The organism is Natrialba aegyptia DSM 13077, from assembly GCF_000337535.1.
In the GTDB taxonomy this organism is placed as follows: Archaea; Halobacteriota; Halobacteria; order Halobacteriales; family Natrialbaceae; genus Natrialba; species Natrialba aegyptia.
In genome coordinates, this window is record NZ_AOIP01000015.1 from 483,693 (window position 1) to 496,704 (window position 13,012).

Consider the following 13,012-nt stretch of genomic DNA (forward strand, 5'->3'; position numbering starts at 1 on the left):
CCCGGGGTTGTAGTCGTACGCTCCCATGCGCTGGCCGGGAATTGAACCCGGGCTATGAGCTTGGGAAGCTCATGTCCTACCACTAGACCACCAGCGCTCGGTCGTGTCGTACCGCAACGCGTCGAGTGCAGCGCCACTCGACGTGACTATCGCAGTCTATTGGTCGATCACACTTGAACGTAGCGCTCTCGGGTGCACGTTCCGTTTCCCGTGGCCCCCACGACTGCTCGCGACGCTACCATCACCGCCACACAGAATTGACCGGTTGGTCAGTTTTTGTCCACGTGGGCAGCCTATTAGACACCCGCACTCATACAGTGGACTATGATCGACCCTCGTTTCTCGGAGGCCGAACTGGACCAGTGCCGCGAACACATCACGTCCTTCATCCGCGAGCAGATTGCAGCCGCAAACGCCGACGGCGCTGTCCTGGGTCTCTCCGGCGGGATCGACAGCACGCTGACCGGCCATCTGGCAGTTGATGCGCTCGGAGCTGACAACCTCCATGCGCTCGTATTACCCGCGACCGTCAGCGGTGACGAGAACATGAGCGACGCCGAGCGAGTCGCCCGAGAACTCGACATTACGTACGACGTGATCGAAATCGAGCCGCTTATCGACTCGCTGCTTACGGCCTACCCCGAGGCGAAAGGCGATCGCGAGGCGGTCGGCAACGCACGCGCTCGCGTTCGAGCCGTGCTGAACTATCTCGTGGCGAACCACGAGAACCGGCTCGTGCTGGGTACCGGAAACCGCAGCGAGGCCGCCGTCGGCTACTTCACGAAGTACGGTGACGGCGCGGTCGACTGCCACCCGATCGGCAACCTCTACAAGGCGCAGGTCCGCCAACTCGCCCGCCACGTCGGTGTCCCCGAAGACCTCGCATCCAAGACCGCAACCGCGGAGTTGTGGACCGACCAGACCGACGAGGACGAGCTGGGAATCAGCTACGAGACGCTCGATTCGATCCTCGTCTCTCACATCGACGGCCCCCTCTCCGTCGCTGCAACCTGCAGAGAACTCGACGTAACGCCCGAGACAGTCGACCGCGTCCGCGAGATGTACGAACGCAGCGAGCACAAGCGACGGGCACCGCCGTCACCGGACCCGCTCACGTAACTCCCCGTCGACGAACTGGCTCCCCCGATAACTCTTCGCAGGTGAACTCGGCCGGCTCGCCGCCACAGAGGTAGATCCCACGTGACCAGCCAGCGCCGTTACTCAAGCACCGACCCGATATCCTCGGCGTGGCGAGCAACGAGTTCAGCGAACGCCTCGGCTTCGCGTCGTTCCTGCGTTTCCCGCTCGCTATCGTCCCGAACCCGACGCTTCAGCACCGCCAGTGCGTCACCCGGGTTGTCAGCGATCGCCTCAGCAACCGTCCGCGGATCGTCCTCGAGACGCGAGATGAGTCCCAGCCGCAGCGCCTCCTCGGCGTCGATGGTGCGACCCGACAGGGCGAACTCGAGCGCGTTGCCCCGCCCGACGAGTTCGGGAAGGCGGACGGTGCCACCCCAAGCGCCGAACAGGCCGAACGTCACGCCCGGTTCGCCGTAGGTCGAGGCGGGCGTCCCGACGCGCACGTCGCAGGCGAGCGCGAGTTCGAGACCGCCGCCCATTGCCGGCCCGTCGATACCGGCAACGACGATCGCCGGCGAAGCCTCGATAGCGCGAGCGACGCGCTGTCCCAGTCGCGCGAACTCGCGTGCCCGTTCGCGGTCGCCGTCGAGGTCGTTCACGGCGTCGAGGTCGGCGCCGGCACAGAAGGCGGGGCCACGGCCGCGAAGGTAAATAACGGGTGCCGTCGGTACTGATCGAGCGCCTGCCGCCGACGGCGACTCCCCGCGGTCGGCCGATGGGAGGGACGTTTCCGACACCGGAGGCGAAGGAGAGGTCGAAGGCGAATCCGGAGTCGAACCAACGGATTCGATCGCAGCCGCCAGCGCATCGAGTCCCTCGATCGTCAACGCGTTTCGGGCATCGGGACGATCGAGCGTAATCGTCACTATCCGATCCGACGACTCCGGCTCCGACCGCGACCCGTCACCGTCAGCAGCGCCCGGATCGTCAATGTCGATCATGACAGGAGTCGATCCGGCGTTTCCAAAGGTCTTTGCCTCCGCCCTCGTAACATCCTGCTAATGGACAAGGCCGACTCCTGTCGGCGTGCTGCCGTCGACGCTCTCGCGGATGTGGAACCACCGCGATTGGCTTCGCTCCTCGATACCGTTCTGGAGGACGCCTCGATGCTCCCAGGCGTCCTCACCATCGAGAGCGCCACGATACACACACCCGAACTCTCTAGCCCCCTCGACGATTCGACTTCAAAGAGCGATCGAGAGCAAGACCACCCCCAGCGCCGAGACACCGACCGGCCCATAGAGTCCACCGAACTCGACACTGACACACTCCTCACCCACGCCGCCGGCGTCCAACTGATCTACGAGGGACTCCGACTCACACGTGAACTCGCACACGAAGACTCCTGGTGCGGCGACAACGCCCACGCGAATCAGCCCACGCCCGCGTCCCAGTCCCAATTACAATCACAGTCACAGTCACAGTCACAGCCAGAGCACCACCCACAGTCACAGGCTCAATCTCAGTCAGATCCCCACTCTCAGCCCCAATCGCAATCGCAGTACACCGACGATCTCACAATCCTCGCCGCAGACATCCTCGTCGCCCGCGGCTTCTCCCTGCTCGCCCGAACCGACGCCGCCGACAAAGCCGTCCACACCGTGCAGGCCTTCGGACGCGACCAGACCAGACGCGCCGAACTCACCAATACACCCACACCCCCGACCGCAACCTCTACAGCAAGCACACAACCCAGCACAGCCGCCAACCCAACCGCCGAAACAACCTCCTCAAAATCCACCACGTCCGCAAACACCGCAAAGACAACAAAGGCAACGCTCTCCCCCCATTCAATCAACACCAATCTCGAACGCGATATCCTCGAACTCGCCGTTCGCACCGGCGCAGCCACCGCCGACACATCCCCCTCCGCTTTCGCCCTCGAACTCGCAACCACCCTCACCGACACCCTCCTCCCCACCGACACCTTCCTCCCAACCTTCCCCCCAGTCACGGACGGTCTCGCTGAACTCGGCCATCTCGCTGCCGATCAAAATCACGAAAAAAACTCGGCCGGTTGTGCCCCATCTGCAACCGATCCATAATCCCGTTCTCCCAGTCGTTCTCACTCGAGTGCAAGCTGAACTCGGCCAGTTATCACCATTGTCTCGTACCGAAAGCCAGCACCCACCACCAGTGGCGATGCCAGCACTCCAAACTATCGGTCTCCCAAACCTGAACTCCCGGAGTGAAATCGCATGACACGGCTGCTGTAGATGGAAAGGGATATAACCCATGGCACCACTCCATCTAAACGCGTGCCTGGGTAGCTTAGCGGTAAAGCGCGTCCTTGGTAAGGACGAGAGCCCGGGTTCAAATCCCGGCCTAGGCTTCGTTTCTCTCAATCAGTTCGGTATTCGTAACAGAACAATAGCGATACGGCGTCGAGTTCAGTAGCGACAGTCAAATAGTCGTGAACGCTGTCGTTGAGGATGTACCTACCACGTCTCGATTCGTCCCGCACGGATATCCTCGACACAGCCTTCACAGTCCGGATGGTCTGCTTCGTAGCACGCTGGACGGTACTGATCGTCGAGCATTGCTGCTCGGCGTTCTGCATACCGTCGGCAGACGATCTGTGCCCGGCCTTCGCTATCGGAGGGGAGTTGGCGAACGTTTTTGGCCACTTCATAGGCCTGCTGGGCTTCTTCGAGTTGGCGATCGGTCGACCCCCGAACCTGTTCGTACTGCTCGCCTGCCGCCTGAAGTTTCGAACGCAGGAACTGCGTGAGTCGACGACGATCCGACATACGCAGTAGTATCCGGTCGCCGACCACATAGACCCGTCGCTGCCCAGGTCTGTTGTGGCTGTCGGTAGTGTGATCGTATGCTTTCGCATAGTTGTCGAGGCCAATTTGCTACACCAAGACGGAGAGTAAGGGTTAACTACAGGCCACGTTTTTCTCTGCATAGACGGGAAACGGGGCCCTTAGCTCAGTCTGGTTAGAGCGCTCGGCTCATAACACGATCGCATCGATGCGGTCATGTGAGACACCGAGTGGTCGATGGTTCGAATCCGTCAGGGCCCATCCGCAAAAACTAGAAGTGTAGCCGGAACTGATTCAGCGTTCTTCAGCCACTCACCTCACCAGAGACGCCGTTTGCCGTTTTAGCTACGGTGGGTTCAGAATCGGACCGAACCAGCGACTGCTTCCGGGTCTTCGGACCGAACCGCTGCCCTGCGAAATCAGTGGCCGGGAACGGAGTGAGCGGCGTGACGCTCGCGCCGTGGCCGGCCGCCAATCACTATTGGAAGTCCAGCTTGGCTCTTCAGGGATTCCGGAAGTGAACAGGGGGCCGTCGTATCAGAGTTCAGATCGTGACGGCTGGAACGGGGCTACACCTCCAACCGGGGACTGCATGTGAGTGGTGACTGTGGACGCCGCTGAGTGTTCCCAATCGACTCGGAATTGAGCCCGTTCATTCGAGCGCGAGTTCACTGGAGGGAGTGGAGTCGATGTCGGTGGATTGTGAGTCGGTTGCGGTGGTGGTCGTGTTGTGGTTGGGGTTGGGGTTGGGGTCGCGATCGACGTTTGTAGTTGTGGTAGTTGTGGTTGTGCCGCTACTGGCGTCTGCCGACGGGGGTGTGGCGTCAGTTGTGTTCGTCGTTGTCGTTTCAGTGGTGGTGTCGTGTGTGTCGTGCGCGTCGTCGAGTTCGTCGGGTGGCGTGCCGTCGGACGGACGAGTATCGTCGAGTTCGATATCGTCTGCAGCCGGTTCCTGAAGCGTACTCGCTTTGGGAATTTCGATCCGGAGCGAGCCGGTGTCTGAGAGGGTTGCGGTTCCGGCGTTGGGGTCGACGACGGCATCGGCCGGGAGGTCGGCCGTGCCGCTGAGGTTGGTTCCACGGCCGGGAAATCGCATCTCGTAGCTGTCACGGAACGGGCGGAAACGGTCGACGCTGATCTTGACGGTTCCGTCCATGTACCGGACCTGGACGTCGTCTGGTTCGGCACCGGGAGCGTCGAAGACGACGAGATAGGAGTCGTCGTTTTCGAGGAGGTCGACGGGCAGTGAGCGCTGGTTCTGGATGCGACCGCTTGCCCGGCCGAGTTGGCGGTAGAGCACGTGTGTGATCGACGAGCCAAGGGACGGTTTGTTCACTCCGCATCACCTCTCGTGAAACCGACACGGCGGGCGGGAGCCAGTGCGCTGTGCTGGGCGGAGACCTGGGTGAGAGCACGTAACATAGCCGATGGGGAAACTACGATAGCCACGTTCTTATTAATTTTGGTGTTGAGTAAAATAACGTCTGACGCGACGGTCGATCGAGTTCGCTGGCGCAGTGGCGGATGGGCTGTACGGAGACTGGTGGCTCAGAGTTCGACCGGTTCGAGACAGTCGGTACCGCCGCAGACGGGACACGAGAGTTCGGAGCTGTCGAACTCGTCGGGAACGTCGTAGGTGTAGTGGTTCTCGAACAGGTCGAGGAAGCAGTCGTCGTCGGTGCAGACGATTTCTTCGGTCGGTGGCATGATCGACAGTACCGGGACCAGGACCATCAACGCGGCGGTTGCGGTGGTTCGTGTTAGACACCCTCGTTATCTCGCGTCTCGTGTCTCCCGTTAGTCACCGTTTTGTCGTTCGAGGCGCTATCGGTCGGTATGACTGGCTCCGGCTCCGGCTCTGGTCCCGACTCCGGGACGGAGACGGACGCGCTCTCGGTGACGATCGTCGACGGGTACGTCGACGAACCCGCACATTTCGGAGTCCCGCCGTACATCTCGACGTATCCCCGGTACACGGCGGGCGCGCTCGTTGATGCGGGCGTCCCGCGCGAGAAAATTACGTATCACACGATCGACGGTCTGCGAGACGACCCCGATCGATGGCGCGCTGTCGACGACGCCGATCTCATGATCTACCTGGGCGGGATGACCGTCCCCGGCAAGTACGTCGGGGGCACGCCCGCCGAACCCGACGAGGTACGCAAACTCGCGTGGACGGCGAGCGGCACGAGCCTGATGGGCGGCCCGGTCAAGTTCGGCGTCGGCGACGAGAACGCCGGCGCGACCGAAACCGAACGACAGGACTTAGACTTCGATTTCGTCGCCAAGGGCGACGTCGAGGCCGCCGTCCACGACCTCGTCGAAAGCGGCCTCGAGGGCTTCAACAATCGAATGCGGGACATCGACGAGGTCTCGCGATGGGCACAGGAGGGGGCCTTCATCGTCGAGCAACACCCAAACCACCCCGAGTACCTCATCGCCGAACTCGAGACCTCGCGCGGCTGTGCCTACCGGTGCTCGTTCTGTACCGAACCGCTGTACGGAAACCCCTCGTTCCGCCCGCCGCCGACCGTCGTCGGCGAGGTCGACGCGCTCGCGGACTACGGTGTGAAACACTTCCGGATCGGCCGGCAGGCGGATATCCTGGCCTACGGCGGGGACGGCGAAGCACCAAACCCAGATGCGCTCCGCCAACTCTACAGCGGTATCCGGGAGGTCGCGCCGAATCTCGAGACTCTTCACCTGGACAACATGAATCCCATCACGATCGTCAACTGGCCGGAGAAGAGCCGCGAGGGGATTCGGATTATCGCAGAGCACAACACGCCCGGTGACACGGCTGCGTTCGGGCTAGAATCCGCCGACCCCGTCGTCCAGGAGGAGAACAACCTGAACGTCACCGCCGAGGAGTGCTTCGAAGCCGTTCGCATCGTCAACGAAGAAGCGGGCTGGCGGCCGGGCGGACCGAACGATCCGACCGTCGATGCAACGACCAGCGACGCTCGCCCGCGCCGACTGCCCAAACTCCTCCCCGGCATCAACCTCCTCCACGGACTCAAGGGCGAACGCGAGGAAACCTACCGGCACAACCGCGAGTTCCTCCAGCGCGTCTACGACGAGGGCTACATGCTTCGGCGCGTGAACATCCGACAGGTCATGTCCTTCGACGGCACCGACATGTCCGATACGGGTGCCGAAATCGCGAACGAGCACAAGAAGCTCTTCAAGCGCTACAAACAGCAGGTTCGCGAAGAAATCGACAACCCGATGCTGGGGCGCGTTGTCCCGCCGGGAACCGTCCTCTCGGACGTCCACCTCGAGTATCACCAAGACGGGAAAACCTTCGGCCGCCAGCTCGGCACCTATCCGCTGCTCGTGGGTATCCCCGGCGAACGCGAACTCGGGCGGACGATCGACGTCGCCGTCGTCGACCACGGCTATCGCTCCGTGACCGGCGTTCCGTACCCGCTCGATCTCAACGGTGCTTCGATGGACGAACTCACCGCGATTCCCGGCGTCGGCGATCGGACGGCGGGCGACATCGTCGTCAACCGCCCCTACGAGTCCGTCACGGACGCCGGCCTCGAAACGGCGATCGAACTCGACGAGTTCGTGACGACGCGCCCGTTCGAGCACGCGGATTGAGGAGAGTGCGCGGATTGAGGAGAGTGCGCGAGTGGAAAGCGAGATGGGTCGACTGAAACCGGGCGTGTGGAGAAGAATTCTCGGTCGTGGTCGGTAGTTCTAATACGGATGAGCGTCAGAGGTGGAATTGAGGGTCTACCTGTGGAAATATCTGAAAAACTCCTGTGTCTGTTCAGTACGGAGGTTTCGGCAGAGGAGGACCGATACGTCATCGAGGTACCACGTCAGGAAGTCGAGACCGGCGACATCGATCCGGAGGAGGTCTACCGTGTGGCGCTCATCTCTCGCGAGGGCGAGGAGGGTGAGGTCGAGGCATCGGCGGCGGCACAACCGCAGCCACAGCCACAAACCGCCACTTCGGAGCCACAGCCACCGGTCGATGTCGGTGAAACGCGCTACGTCGAAATCGAAGATATCGGCAAGCAGGGTGACGGGATTGCCCGCGTCGAACGCGGCTACGTTATCATCGTTCCCGGCGCGGATGTCGGTGAACGCGTCAAGATCGAGGTCACCGAGGTCAAGTCGAACTTCGCAGTCGGCGAGATTATCGAAGACACGTTCTAACGTCACCGTTACCGGAGAGTGGCGCGCTGTCCGGTCCGAAACCGACGACCGAGGAGCCACTGGCGAGTTCGGCAATTCTCTTCACGTAACGCTCACGATTGGGGCGGGATCGTCTCGCGGTAAGTACCCGGATCGTCGTGAAAACAGTCGCCGACGACGATCGCATCCGCGCCGGCTTCAAGAATCGTGGTGGCTTTCTCGCGCGTGTCGATGCCGCCGCCGTAGAGCAGGACCGTTTCGTCGAGGTATCGCGCGGCTGATGCAACGTCTTCCGGCCCGCCGTAGGTACCCGAGTACTCGACGTAGAAGATCGGAAAGTCGTAGAACGTCTCCGTCGCGAGCGCCGCACCCGCGACTTGGGCGGGCGTGTACGCGGTTTCGACGCCCGAGACAGTTGCTGCCGCCGAATCGAGATGCTGGATGACGTATCCTTCGGCGATCAGGTTCGTCGCGAGTTCGGCGACGGCGTCGACGCCTTTGGACGTGACCAGATCGCCGACGAGGGGGACGGTACTGCCGGTGAGTTCGTCGGGTTTGCGCGCGACCTCGGTGAAGAGGTCGAGGTGTTTGCCGACGAAGTTGGTCCGGTCGCCGTTGTAGACGGCGGGGACGGCAATGGCTGTGGCGGCGTCTATGGTGTCGGTCGAGACCTGCGTGGCGCTGTAGGGTTCCTGAAGGACGGGGAGGTCGGGGGCGATGTCGTCGATCGCTCGAATCGTCTCGAGGGTGTTGGCCTCGGTCACGTCGTCGGACCCGCCGACGATCACGAGATCGGTGTCCGCGATGACGCCGGGATTGGCCGGTAACGGTTTGGCTGGATCGACTTTCGTGACGTGTCGAATGTCGTGCCACGCGATGTCCATAGCAAAACCGTCACAGACGCATGTGAATTTTCTGTCGATTTTGCGGCCCTGAGACTGACTGGCCGCCTGTCTGGACTCACACGGTCACTTAGTCGGAGAGTTGCGTTCCATCCGGCCGTTTCGCTCCTTCAGAATCGTGAACGACAACCTCGCCCGCCCCGGTATCGACGGGCGCGTACGCATCACGAACGTCGATCGCCTCCTCGAGTTCGCGAACGGCGCGTTCTTTGAGCGCGGCGGCGAGTGCTTCGGCGTCCGCGCGGGAGATGTCGCGACCGAGGCCCTCGCACTCGTGGGCGCGGACGACGCCGGCTTCGTCGACGGCCTCGCCCATCGGCTGGCTGGTGCCGTCGAGGGCGACGCTGAAGGGGTAGGTTCGACAGATCAGCGGGCGGTCGTCGTGGGCGGTGCAGGCTCCGACGCCCGCGTCGTCTTCCGCGTAGAAGACGCAGTCCCCGCAGCCGTCGGTCTGGAGCGCCCATTCGAAGGTTTCGCCTTCCGGTCCGTCCTCGCCCTCGGTGAGGCCGTAGGGCATCGGCCGGGCGACGTCGCGCCAGTCGCGCGCTTCGGCGGTTGTGTCCGATTCGGCGGTGTCGGAACCGGTGGCATCAGCGCTATCGCCCGCCGCGGCGGCGGCCTGTAATTCGCGAACTTCGTCGGGAAAGACCGTCGCCGTGTGCTCGTCCTCGCCGTGGCTCGTACAGCAGGCCCCACAGCGGGTGCACTCGAAGCCGATCGATTCGATGGCGTCGGCCAGGTCGTCGACGGAGAGTTCGCGGGCGCGGTCGAGTTCGGTTTCGAGCGAGGGCACACCTACAGCTACGCGGCGAGGCGGAAAAGTCAGTCGCTCCGACGAGCGCGAGCGACCGCGCCGTCCCACGAGAGGCGGCCCTCCACGGCGAGTTTCTCGAGGTGTGCGCGGACCGTCGCCCGCGCGAGATCGCGAACCCCGGTCAGGTCCTTCTCGTAGGCTGCCGCGAGGATCTCATCGAGCGTCTTGGCACCGCCCTCGACGGCGGTCAGGACCCGCTGTTCGCGCCGGGCGCGGTGGGCGAGGAGACGCTCGAGGGCCTCCCGCGGCGCGTCGATAACCGGGCCGTGACCGGGATACAGTACCGGTGGGTCCATCGCCCAGAGTCGGCGCAACGTAGTTACGTACGCGCGCATGTCGCCCTCCGGTGCCCCGACCACGACGCTGCCCTCGCGGACGGCGCAGTCACCGCAGACGACCGGGCCACCGTCTCCGACCTCGAATGCGACGTGATCCGGTGCGTGTCCCGGTGCGTCAAGAATACGGACGAACGCCTCGTCACCGTCGCCGAGCGAGAGCTCGGTTCCGGGAGTGAACTCGCGGTCGGGCGCACAGCCGGTCGCCTCCTGAAATCGGGCGGTGCGGCCGCGTCTGGCCCAGACCGTCGCACCGGTCGCGTCGGCGTAGGTTTCGACAGCACCGACGTGGTCCGGGTGGGTGTGAGTGACCAGGATGTGCTCGACGGAGCGGTCGGCGACGAGTTCGTCCAATGGGGACGTTTGTGCAGCCGGATCGACGAGGACCGCGGCGTCGTCGCCGATGAGATAGGCGGTGGTTTCGCCGGTCGGGGCCCGCGTCTGGACGGGAACGGAACAGGAAGTCACGTCCATAGGAACGTCTCATCGGCGGGTTGTATGTGCGTATCGAAGCGGGTCCAAAACGGAGCCGACTTCAGTTCCTCAGTTCTTGAGGTAGTAAACCTGCTTGCGCGCGTCCCGGAAGCTGTAGCGCGACCCCACGAGGCCGACATCCTCGAGGCGGTTGAGGGCGTAGCGAACGGTGCGGTCTGGAAGCAGCGATTCGTCGGCGAGTTGTCCCTGCGAGAGCGGTGAATCGGTTTCGAGGACTTTCGCAACCAATTTCGCGCTTGGTGGGAGATCGCGGAGACGGTCCCGGTATTCGTCCTTCGATAGGACCTCCTCGGCTGCGGCAGTGCCATCCTCTGCGGTACTCGTGCTCATACAATTCTGAGCGGAATCAGTGTTGGTAAAGCTTCCCTATATGTGGATAGGAACAATGAAGTTTGTATAAGGGGTTCAAATGTGGTATTAATACATGGAACCCATACGCACGATGAACAGAGACAGTGACAGGCTCCCGGTCTACGACGACGCACCAGCGAAGGTGACCCCTCGTCCAGTCGTTTGACTGTCCGGACCCGTCGGATTTTCCGAACGAGTCCAGTATCGTTTTATCCCACGACTACAGTAGTTTCGCCCAGTGTGAAAGGACAGGAGTGGTACCAGGCTGACGACGTCGCCGAGGAGTACGACGACAAGCGCTTTTCCAAGGGTGGACAGTTGATCGACCGACGGGAGAAGCAAGCAGTCCTCGAGGCGATCATGCCCGTCGAGGACCGTACGATCCTCGAAATCGCCTGTGGTACCGGGCGATTTACGGTTATGCTGGCCGAGCAGGGCGCGGACGTCGTCGGACTCGACATTTCGGCAGCGATGTTGCACCAAGGGCGAGCGAAAGCACAGCGCGCTGAACTCGCAGGGACACTCGAGTTCCTCCGCGGCGATGCGGGGCGGCTACCGTTTCCGGACGACCACTTCGATACCGTCATCGCGATGCGCTTTTTCCATCTGGCGGACGATCCGGAGGCGTTCTTGCGGGAGATGCGGCGGGTGGCGAGCGAACAGGTCGTCTTCGATACGTTCAATCGCTTTAGCTCGCGGAGTATCTACAACTGGGCGCTGCCGATGGGTTCGCGACTGTATTCGAAGGGCGAGGTAAGTACGCTACTCGCAAAGACGAATCTGACGCTGATCGATGTCGAAGACGATTTCCTCCTTCCGTACGGCCTCTACCGGGCAATTCCGAACGGGCTCGCCTCACCGCTTCGGTCGATCGACAGCGCCCTCGGCGGGCATCCGATTACGGATCACGCAGCGTCGGTATCGTACTGGAACACGCGGCTTCGGTAGTGGACGACGATAGCTGGCAGTAATCCCATCGTCTTTTTACTCCCCGGGTGTTCTACCACATAGTATGGAGCTCTCGGTAGTCGTCTCGACGCTCAACGACCGAGAGCAGTTGCTCTCCTGTCTCGATGCACTCGCCGAGCACACGCCAGCGACGACCGAAGTGATCGTCGTCAACGGCCCCTCTTCCGACGGCACGACCGGTGTCGTCCGCGACCGGCCCGATGTCGACGTTCTCGTCGAAATCTCCGAGCGGAACGCAAACGTCTCCCGAAACGTCGGCTTCAGCGTTGCAACCGGCGACGTAATCGCCTTCCTCGACGGCAGCTACGCCGTCGAACCGACCTGGCACCAGGCCATCGAGCAGGCACGCGCGGATGGAACGGATGTGGTAACCGGTCCCGCGGTTACAGCGGGGGAACCGATACAGTCACCCGACGAGACGGACGCGGACACAACCACCGCAGCCGGCGCGGCCAGCACAGCTACTCCATCGAGTTCCCCTAGCACGCCCAGCACACCCAGCGAACCCAGCCACCCCGCTGCAATCGACGGCCCCGCACAACCCCACACCAAAACCATCGCCGGCCGCTCGATCACGCTCATCAACGGGGACAACGTCGCATTCGATCGAACCGTTCTCGACGCACTCGACGGCTTCGACGAATACCTCGAAACCGGCGGCGACCGAGACTGCGCCCACCGGATCGCCGGACTCGGATTCGATACTAACTGGCGACACCAGATGGCCGTCCGTACCGAACTCGGAGCCGACGGTGGGACGATGACCGAACTCGATTGGGGGACGACCTACCGGGCACTCTCCTATCGGCTTGCGAAGAACTACGGCCCGCGACCGACGGTCGTCGCTCGGACGGTCGGCAGTGCACTCCGTGACGGGTTTAGCGGGGCTCGACGAATCGTCTCCGGTGAGGTGACACCGACTGGGTGGCTATCCGACGGAACGGACGTGGTTCAAAACGCGGCTCGCGGATTTGTAGACGGAACTCGTGCCCGCTACGGCGATCGGACGGCTCAGCGGAACCCGAACGGAATCTCGGTCAGACACGACCGCGCTGTTCGCGTGTACGACCGGCGGTAGCGATCGGGCGC

14 protein-coding genes and 3 tRNA genes are annotated in these 13,012 nt (G+C 62.7%); 8 read left to right on the forward strand and 9 right to left on the reverse strand.

From position 1 onward, the window contains the following. Positions 1-26: 26 nt before the first annotated feature. Positions 27-97 (reverse strand) — tRNA-Gly (locus C480_RS06325). Positions 98-324: 227 nt separating this feature from the next. Between C480_RS06325 and C480_RS06330 the strand changes: the two genes are divergently transcribed. Further along, the gene (locus C480_RS06330) at positions 325-1,119 is read left to right on the forward strand and encodes an NAD+ synthase (RefSeq protein ID WP_006664793.1); all 795 of its coding nucleotides are present in this window, start codon (positions 325-327) and stop codon (positions 1,117-1,119) included. 98 nt (positions 1,120-1,217) lie between these two features. Here the strand turns inward: C480_RS06330 and C480_RS06335 are convergent, their stop codons facing one another. Beyond that, positions 1,218-2,081: an enoyl-CoA hydratase/isomerase family protein gene (locus C480_RS06335; RefSeq protein WP_006664794.1), complete on the reverse strand. Its 864-nt coding sequence runs from the start codon at positions 2,079-2,081 to the stop codon at positions 1,218-1,220. A 60-nt stretch (positions 2,082-2,141) separates the two neighbouring features. On the opposite strand from C480_RS06335, the gene C480_RS06340 reads away from it, so the two are divergent. Both C480_RS06340 and C480_RS06345 read left to right on the forward strand, forming a co-directional pair. Then, entirely contained in the window at positions 2,142-3,185 is a 1,044-nt protein-coding gene (locus C480_RS06340; protein WP_006664795.1) for a DUF7114 family protein, read from the forward strand. A 215-nt stretch (positions 3,186-3,400) separates the two neighbouring features. After that, a tRNA-Thr gene (locus tag C480_RS06345) sits at positions 3,401-3,472 on the forward strand. A gap of 106 nt (positions 3,473-3,578) precedes the next feature. Here the strand turns inward: C480_RS06345 and C480_RS06350 are convergent. After that, positions 3,579-3,890, reverse strand: coding sequence for a DUF7091 family protein (locus tag C480_RS06350; protein WP_006664796.1), 312 nt, complete (start codon positions 3,888-3,890; stop codon positions 3,579-3,581). Positions 3,891-4,063: 173 nt separating this feature from the next. Here C480_RS06350 and C480_RS06355 point away from each other — a divergent pair. Then, positions 4,064-4,169 (forward strand) — tRNA-Ile (locus C480_RS06355). Between the two features lie 391 nt (positions 4,170-4,560). Here the strand turns inward: C480_RS06355 and C480_RS06360 are convergent. Together C480_RS06360 and C480_RS23755 are read right to left on the reverse strand one after the other, a co-directional pair. Next, positions 4,561-5,244: an Hsp20/alpha crystallin family protein gene (locus C480_RS06360; protein WP_006664797.1), complete on the reverse strand. Its 684-nt coding sequence runs from the start codon at positions 5,242-5,244 to the stop codon at positions 4,561-4,563. Positions 5,245-5,456: 212 nt separating this feature from the next. Then, positions 5,457-5,615, reverse strand: a complete 159-nt coding sequence (locus C480_RS23755; protein WP_006664798.1) for a DUF7559 family protein — start codon at positions 5,613-5,615, stop codon at positions 5,457-5,459. A 129-nt stretch (positions 5,616-5,744) separates the two neighbouring features. On the opposite strand from C480_RS23755, the gene C480_RS06370 reads away from it, so the two are divergent. Together C480_RS06370 and C480_RS06375 are read left to right on the forward strand one after the other, a co-directional pair. Then, positions 5,745-7,514 carry a radical SAM protein gene (locus C480_RS06370; protein ID WP_006664799.1) on the forward strand — a complete coding sequence of 590 codons (1,770 nt, stop codon included), beginning with the start codon at positions 5,745-5,747 and terminating at the stop codon, positions 7,512-7,514. A 141-nt stretch (positions 7,515-7,655) separates the two neighbouring features. Continuing rightward, positions 7,656-8,078, forward strand: coding sequence for a TRAM domain-containing protein (locus tag C480_RS06375; protein ID WP_006110373.1), 423 nt, complete (start codon positions 7,656-7,658; stop codon positions 8,076-8,078). Between the two features lie 92 nt (positions 8,079-8,170). Here the strand turns inward: C480_RS06375 and C480_RS06380 are convergent, their stop codons facing one another. From C480_RS06380 to C480_RS06395, 4 genes are all read right to left on the reverse strand, one after another. Further along, the gene (locus tag C480_RS06380; protein ID WP_006664800.1) at positions 8,171-8,941 is read right to left on the reverse strand and encodes a geranylgeranylglyceryl/heptaprenylglyceryl phosphate synthase; all 771 of its coding nucleotides are present in this window, start codon (positions 8,939-8,941) and stop codon (positions 8,171-8,173) included. 88 nt (positions 8,942-9,029) lie between these two features. Beyond that, entirely contained in the window at positions 9,030-9,752 is a 723-nt protein-coding gene (locus C480_RS06385) for a YkgJ family cysteine cluster protein (protein ID WP_006664801.1), read from the reverse strand. 29 nt (positions 9,753-9,781) lie between these two features. Then, a complete protein-coding gene (locus tag C480_RS06390) occupies positions 9,782-10,582 on the reverse strand; it encodes an MBL fold metallo-hydrolase (RefSeq protein ID WP_006664802.1) in 801 nt (266 codons plus the stop codon). A 69-nt stretch (positions 10,583-10,651) separates the two neighbouring features. Next, positions 10,652-10,933 carry a MarR family transcriptional regulator gene (locus C480_RS06395; RefSeq protein ID WP_006664803.1) on the reverse strand — a complete coding sequence of 94 codons (282 nt, stop codon included), beginning with the start codon at positions 10,931-10,933 and terminating at the stop codon, positions 10,652-10,654. A gap of 261 nt (positions 10,934-11,194) precedes the next feature. Between C480_RS06395 and C480_RS06400 the strand changes: the two genes are divergently transcribed. Together C480_RS06400 and C480_RS06405 are read left to right on the forward strand one after the other, a co-directional pair. After that, positions 11,195-11,902, forward strand: a complete 708-nt coding sequence (locus C480_RS06400) for a class I SAM-dependent methyltransferase (protein ID WP_006664804.1) — start codon at positions 11,195-11,197, stop codon at positions 11,900-11,902. Positions 11,903-11,966: 64 nt separating this feature from the next. Next, positions 11,967-13,001 (forward strand): glycosyltransferase family 2 protein, encoded by a 1,035-nt coding sequence (locus C480_RS06405; protein ID WP_006664805.1) that lies wholly within the window; start codon positions 11,967-11,969, stop codon positions 12,999-13,001. The last annotated feature ends 11 nt before the right edge of the window (positions 13,002-13,012 follow it).

Excerpts from the sequence above, each read along its gene's own strand:
- C480_RS23755 (WP_006664798.1), bottom strand. The coding sequence starts at position 5,615 with ATGCCACCGACCGAAGAAATCGTCTGCACCGACGACGACTGCTTCCTC.
- C480_RS06370 (WP_006664799.1), top strand. The coding sequence starts at position 5,745 with ATGACTGGCTCCGGCTCCGGCTCTGGTCCCGACTCCGGGACGGAGACG.
- C480_RS06380 (WP_006664800.1), bottom strand. The coding sequence starts at position 8,941 with ATGGACATCGCGTGGCACGACATTCGACACGTCACGAAAGTCGATCCA.
- C480_RS06335 (WP_006664794.1), bottom strand. The coding sequence starts at position 2,081 with ATGATCGACATTGACGATCCGGGCGCTGCTGACGGTGACGGGTCGCGG.
- C480_RS06350 (WP_006664796.1), bottom strand. The coding sequence starts at position 3,890 with ATGTCGGATCGTCGTCGACTCACGCAGTTCCTGCGTTCGAAACTTCAG.
- C480_RS06390 (WP_006664802.1), bottom strand. The coding sequence starts at position 10,582 with ATGGACGTGACTTCCTGTTCCGTTCCCGTCCAGACGCGGGCCCCGACC.
- C480_RS06330 (WP_006664793.1), top strand. The coding sequence starts at position 325 with ATGATCGACCCTCGTTTCTCGGAGGCCGAACTGGACCAGTGCCGCGAA.
- C480_RS06395 (WP_006664803.1), bottom strand. The coding sequence starts at position 10,933 with ATGAGCACGAGTACCGCAGAGGATGGCACTGCCGCAGCCGAGGAGGTC.
- C480_RS06405 (WP_006664805.1), top strand. The coding sequence starts at position 11,967 with ATGGAGCTCTCGGTAGTCGTCTCGACGCTCAACGACCGAGAGCAGTTG.
- C480_RS06340 (WP_006664795.1), top strand. The coding sequence starts at position 2,142 with ATGGACAAGGCCGACTCCTGTCGGCGTGCTGCCGTCGACGCTCTCGCG.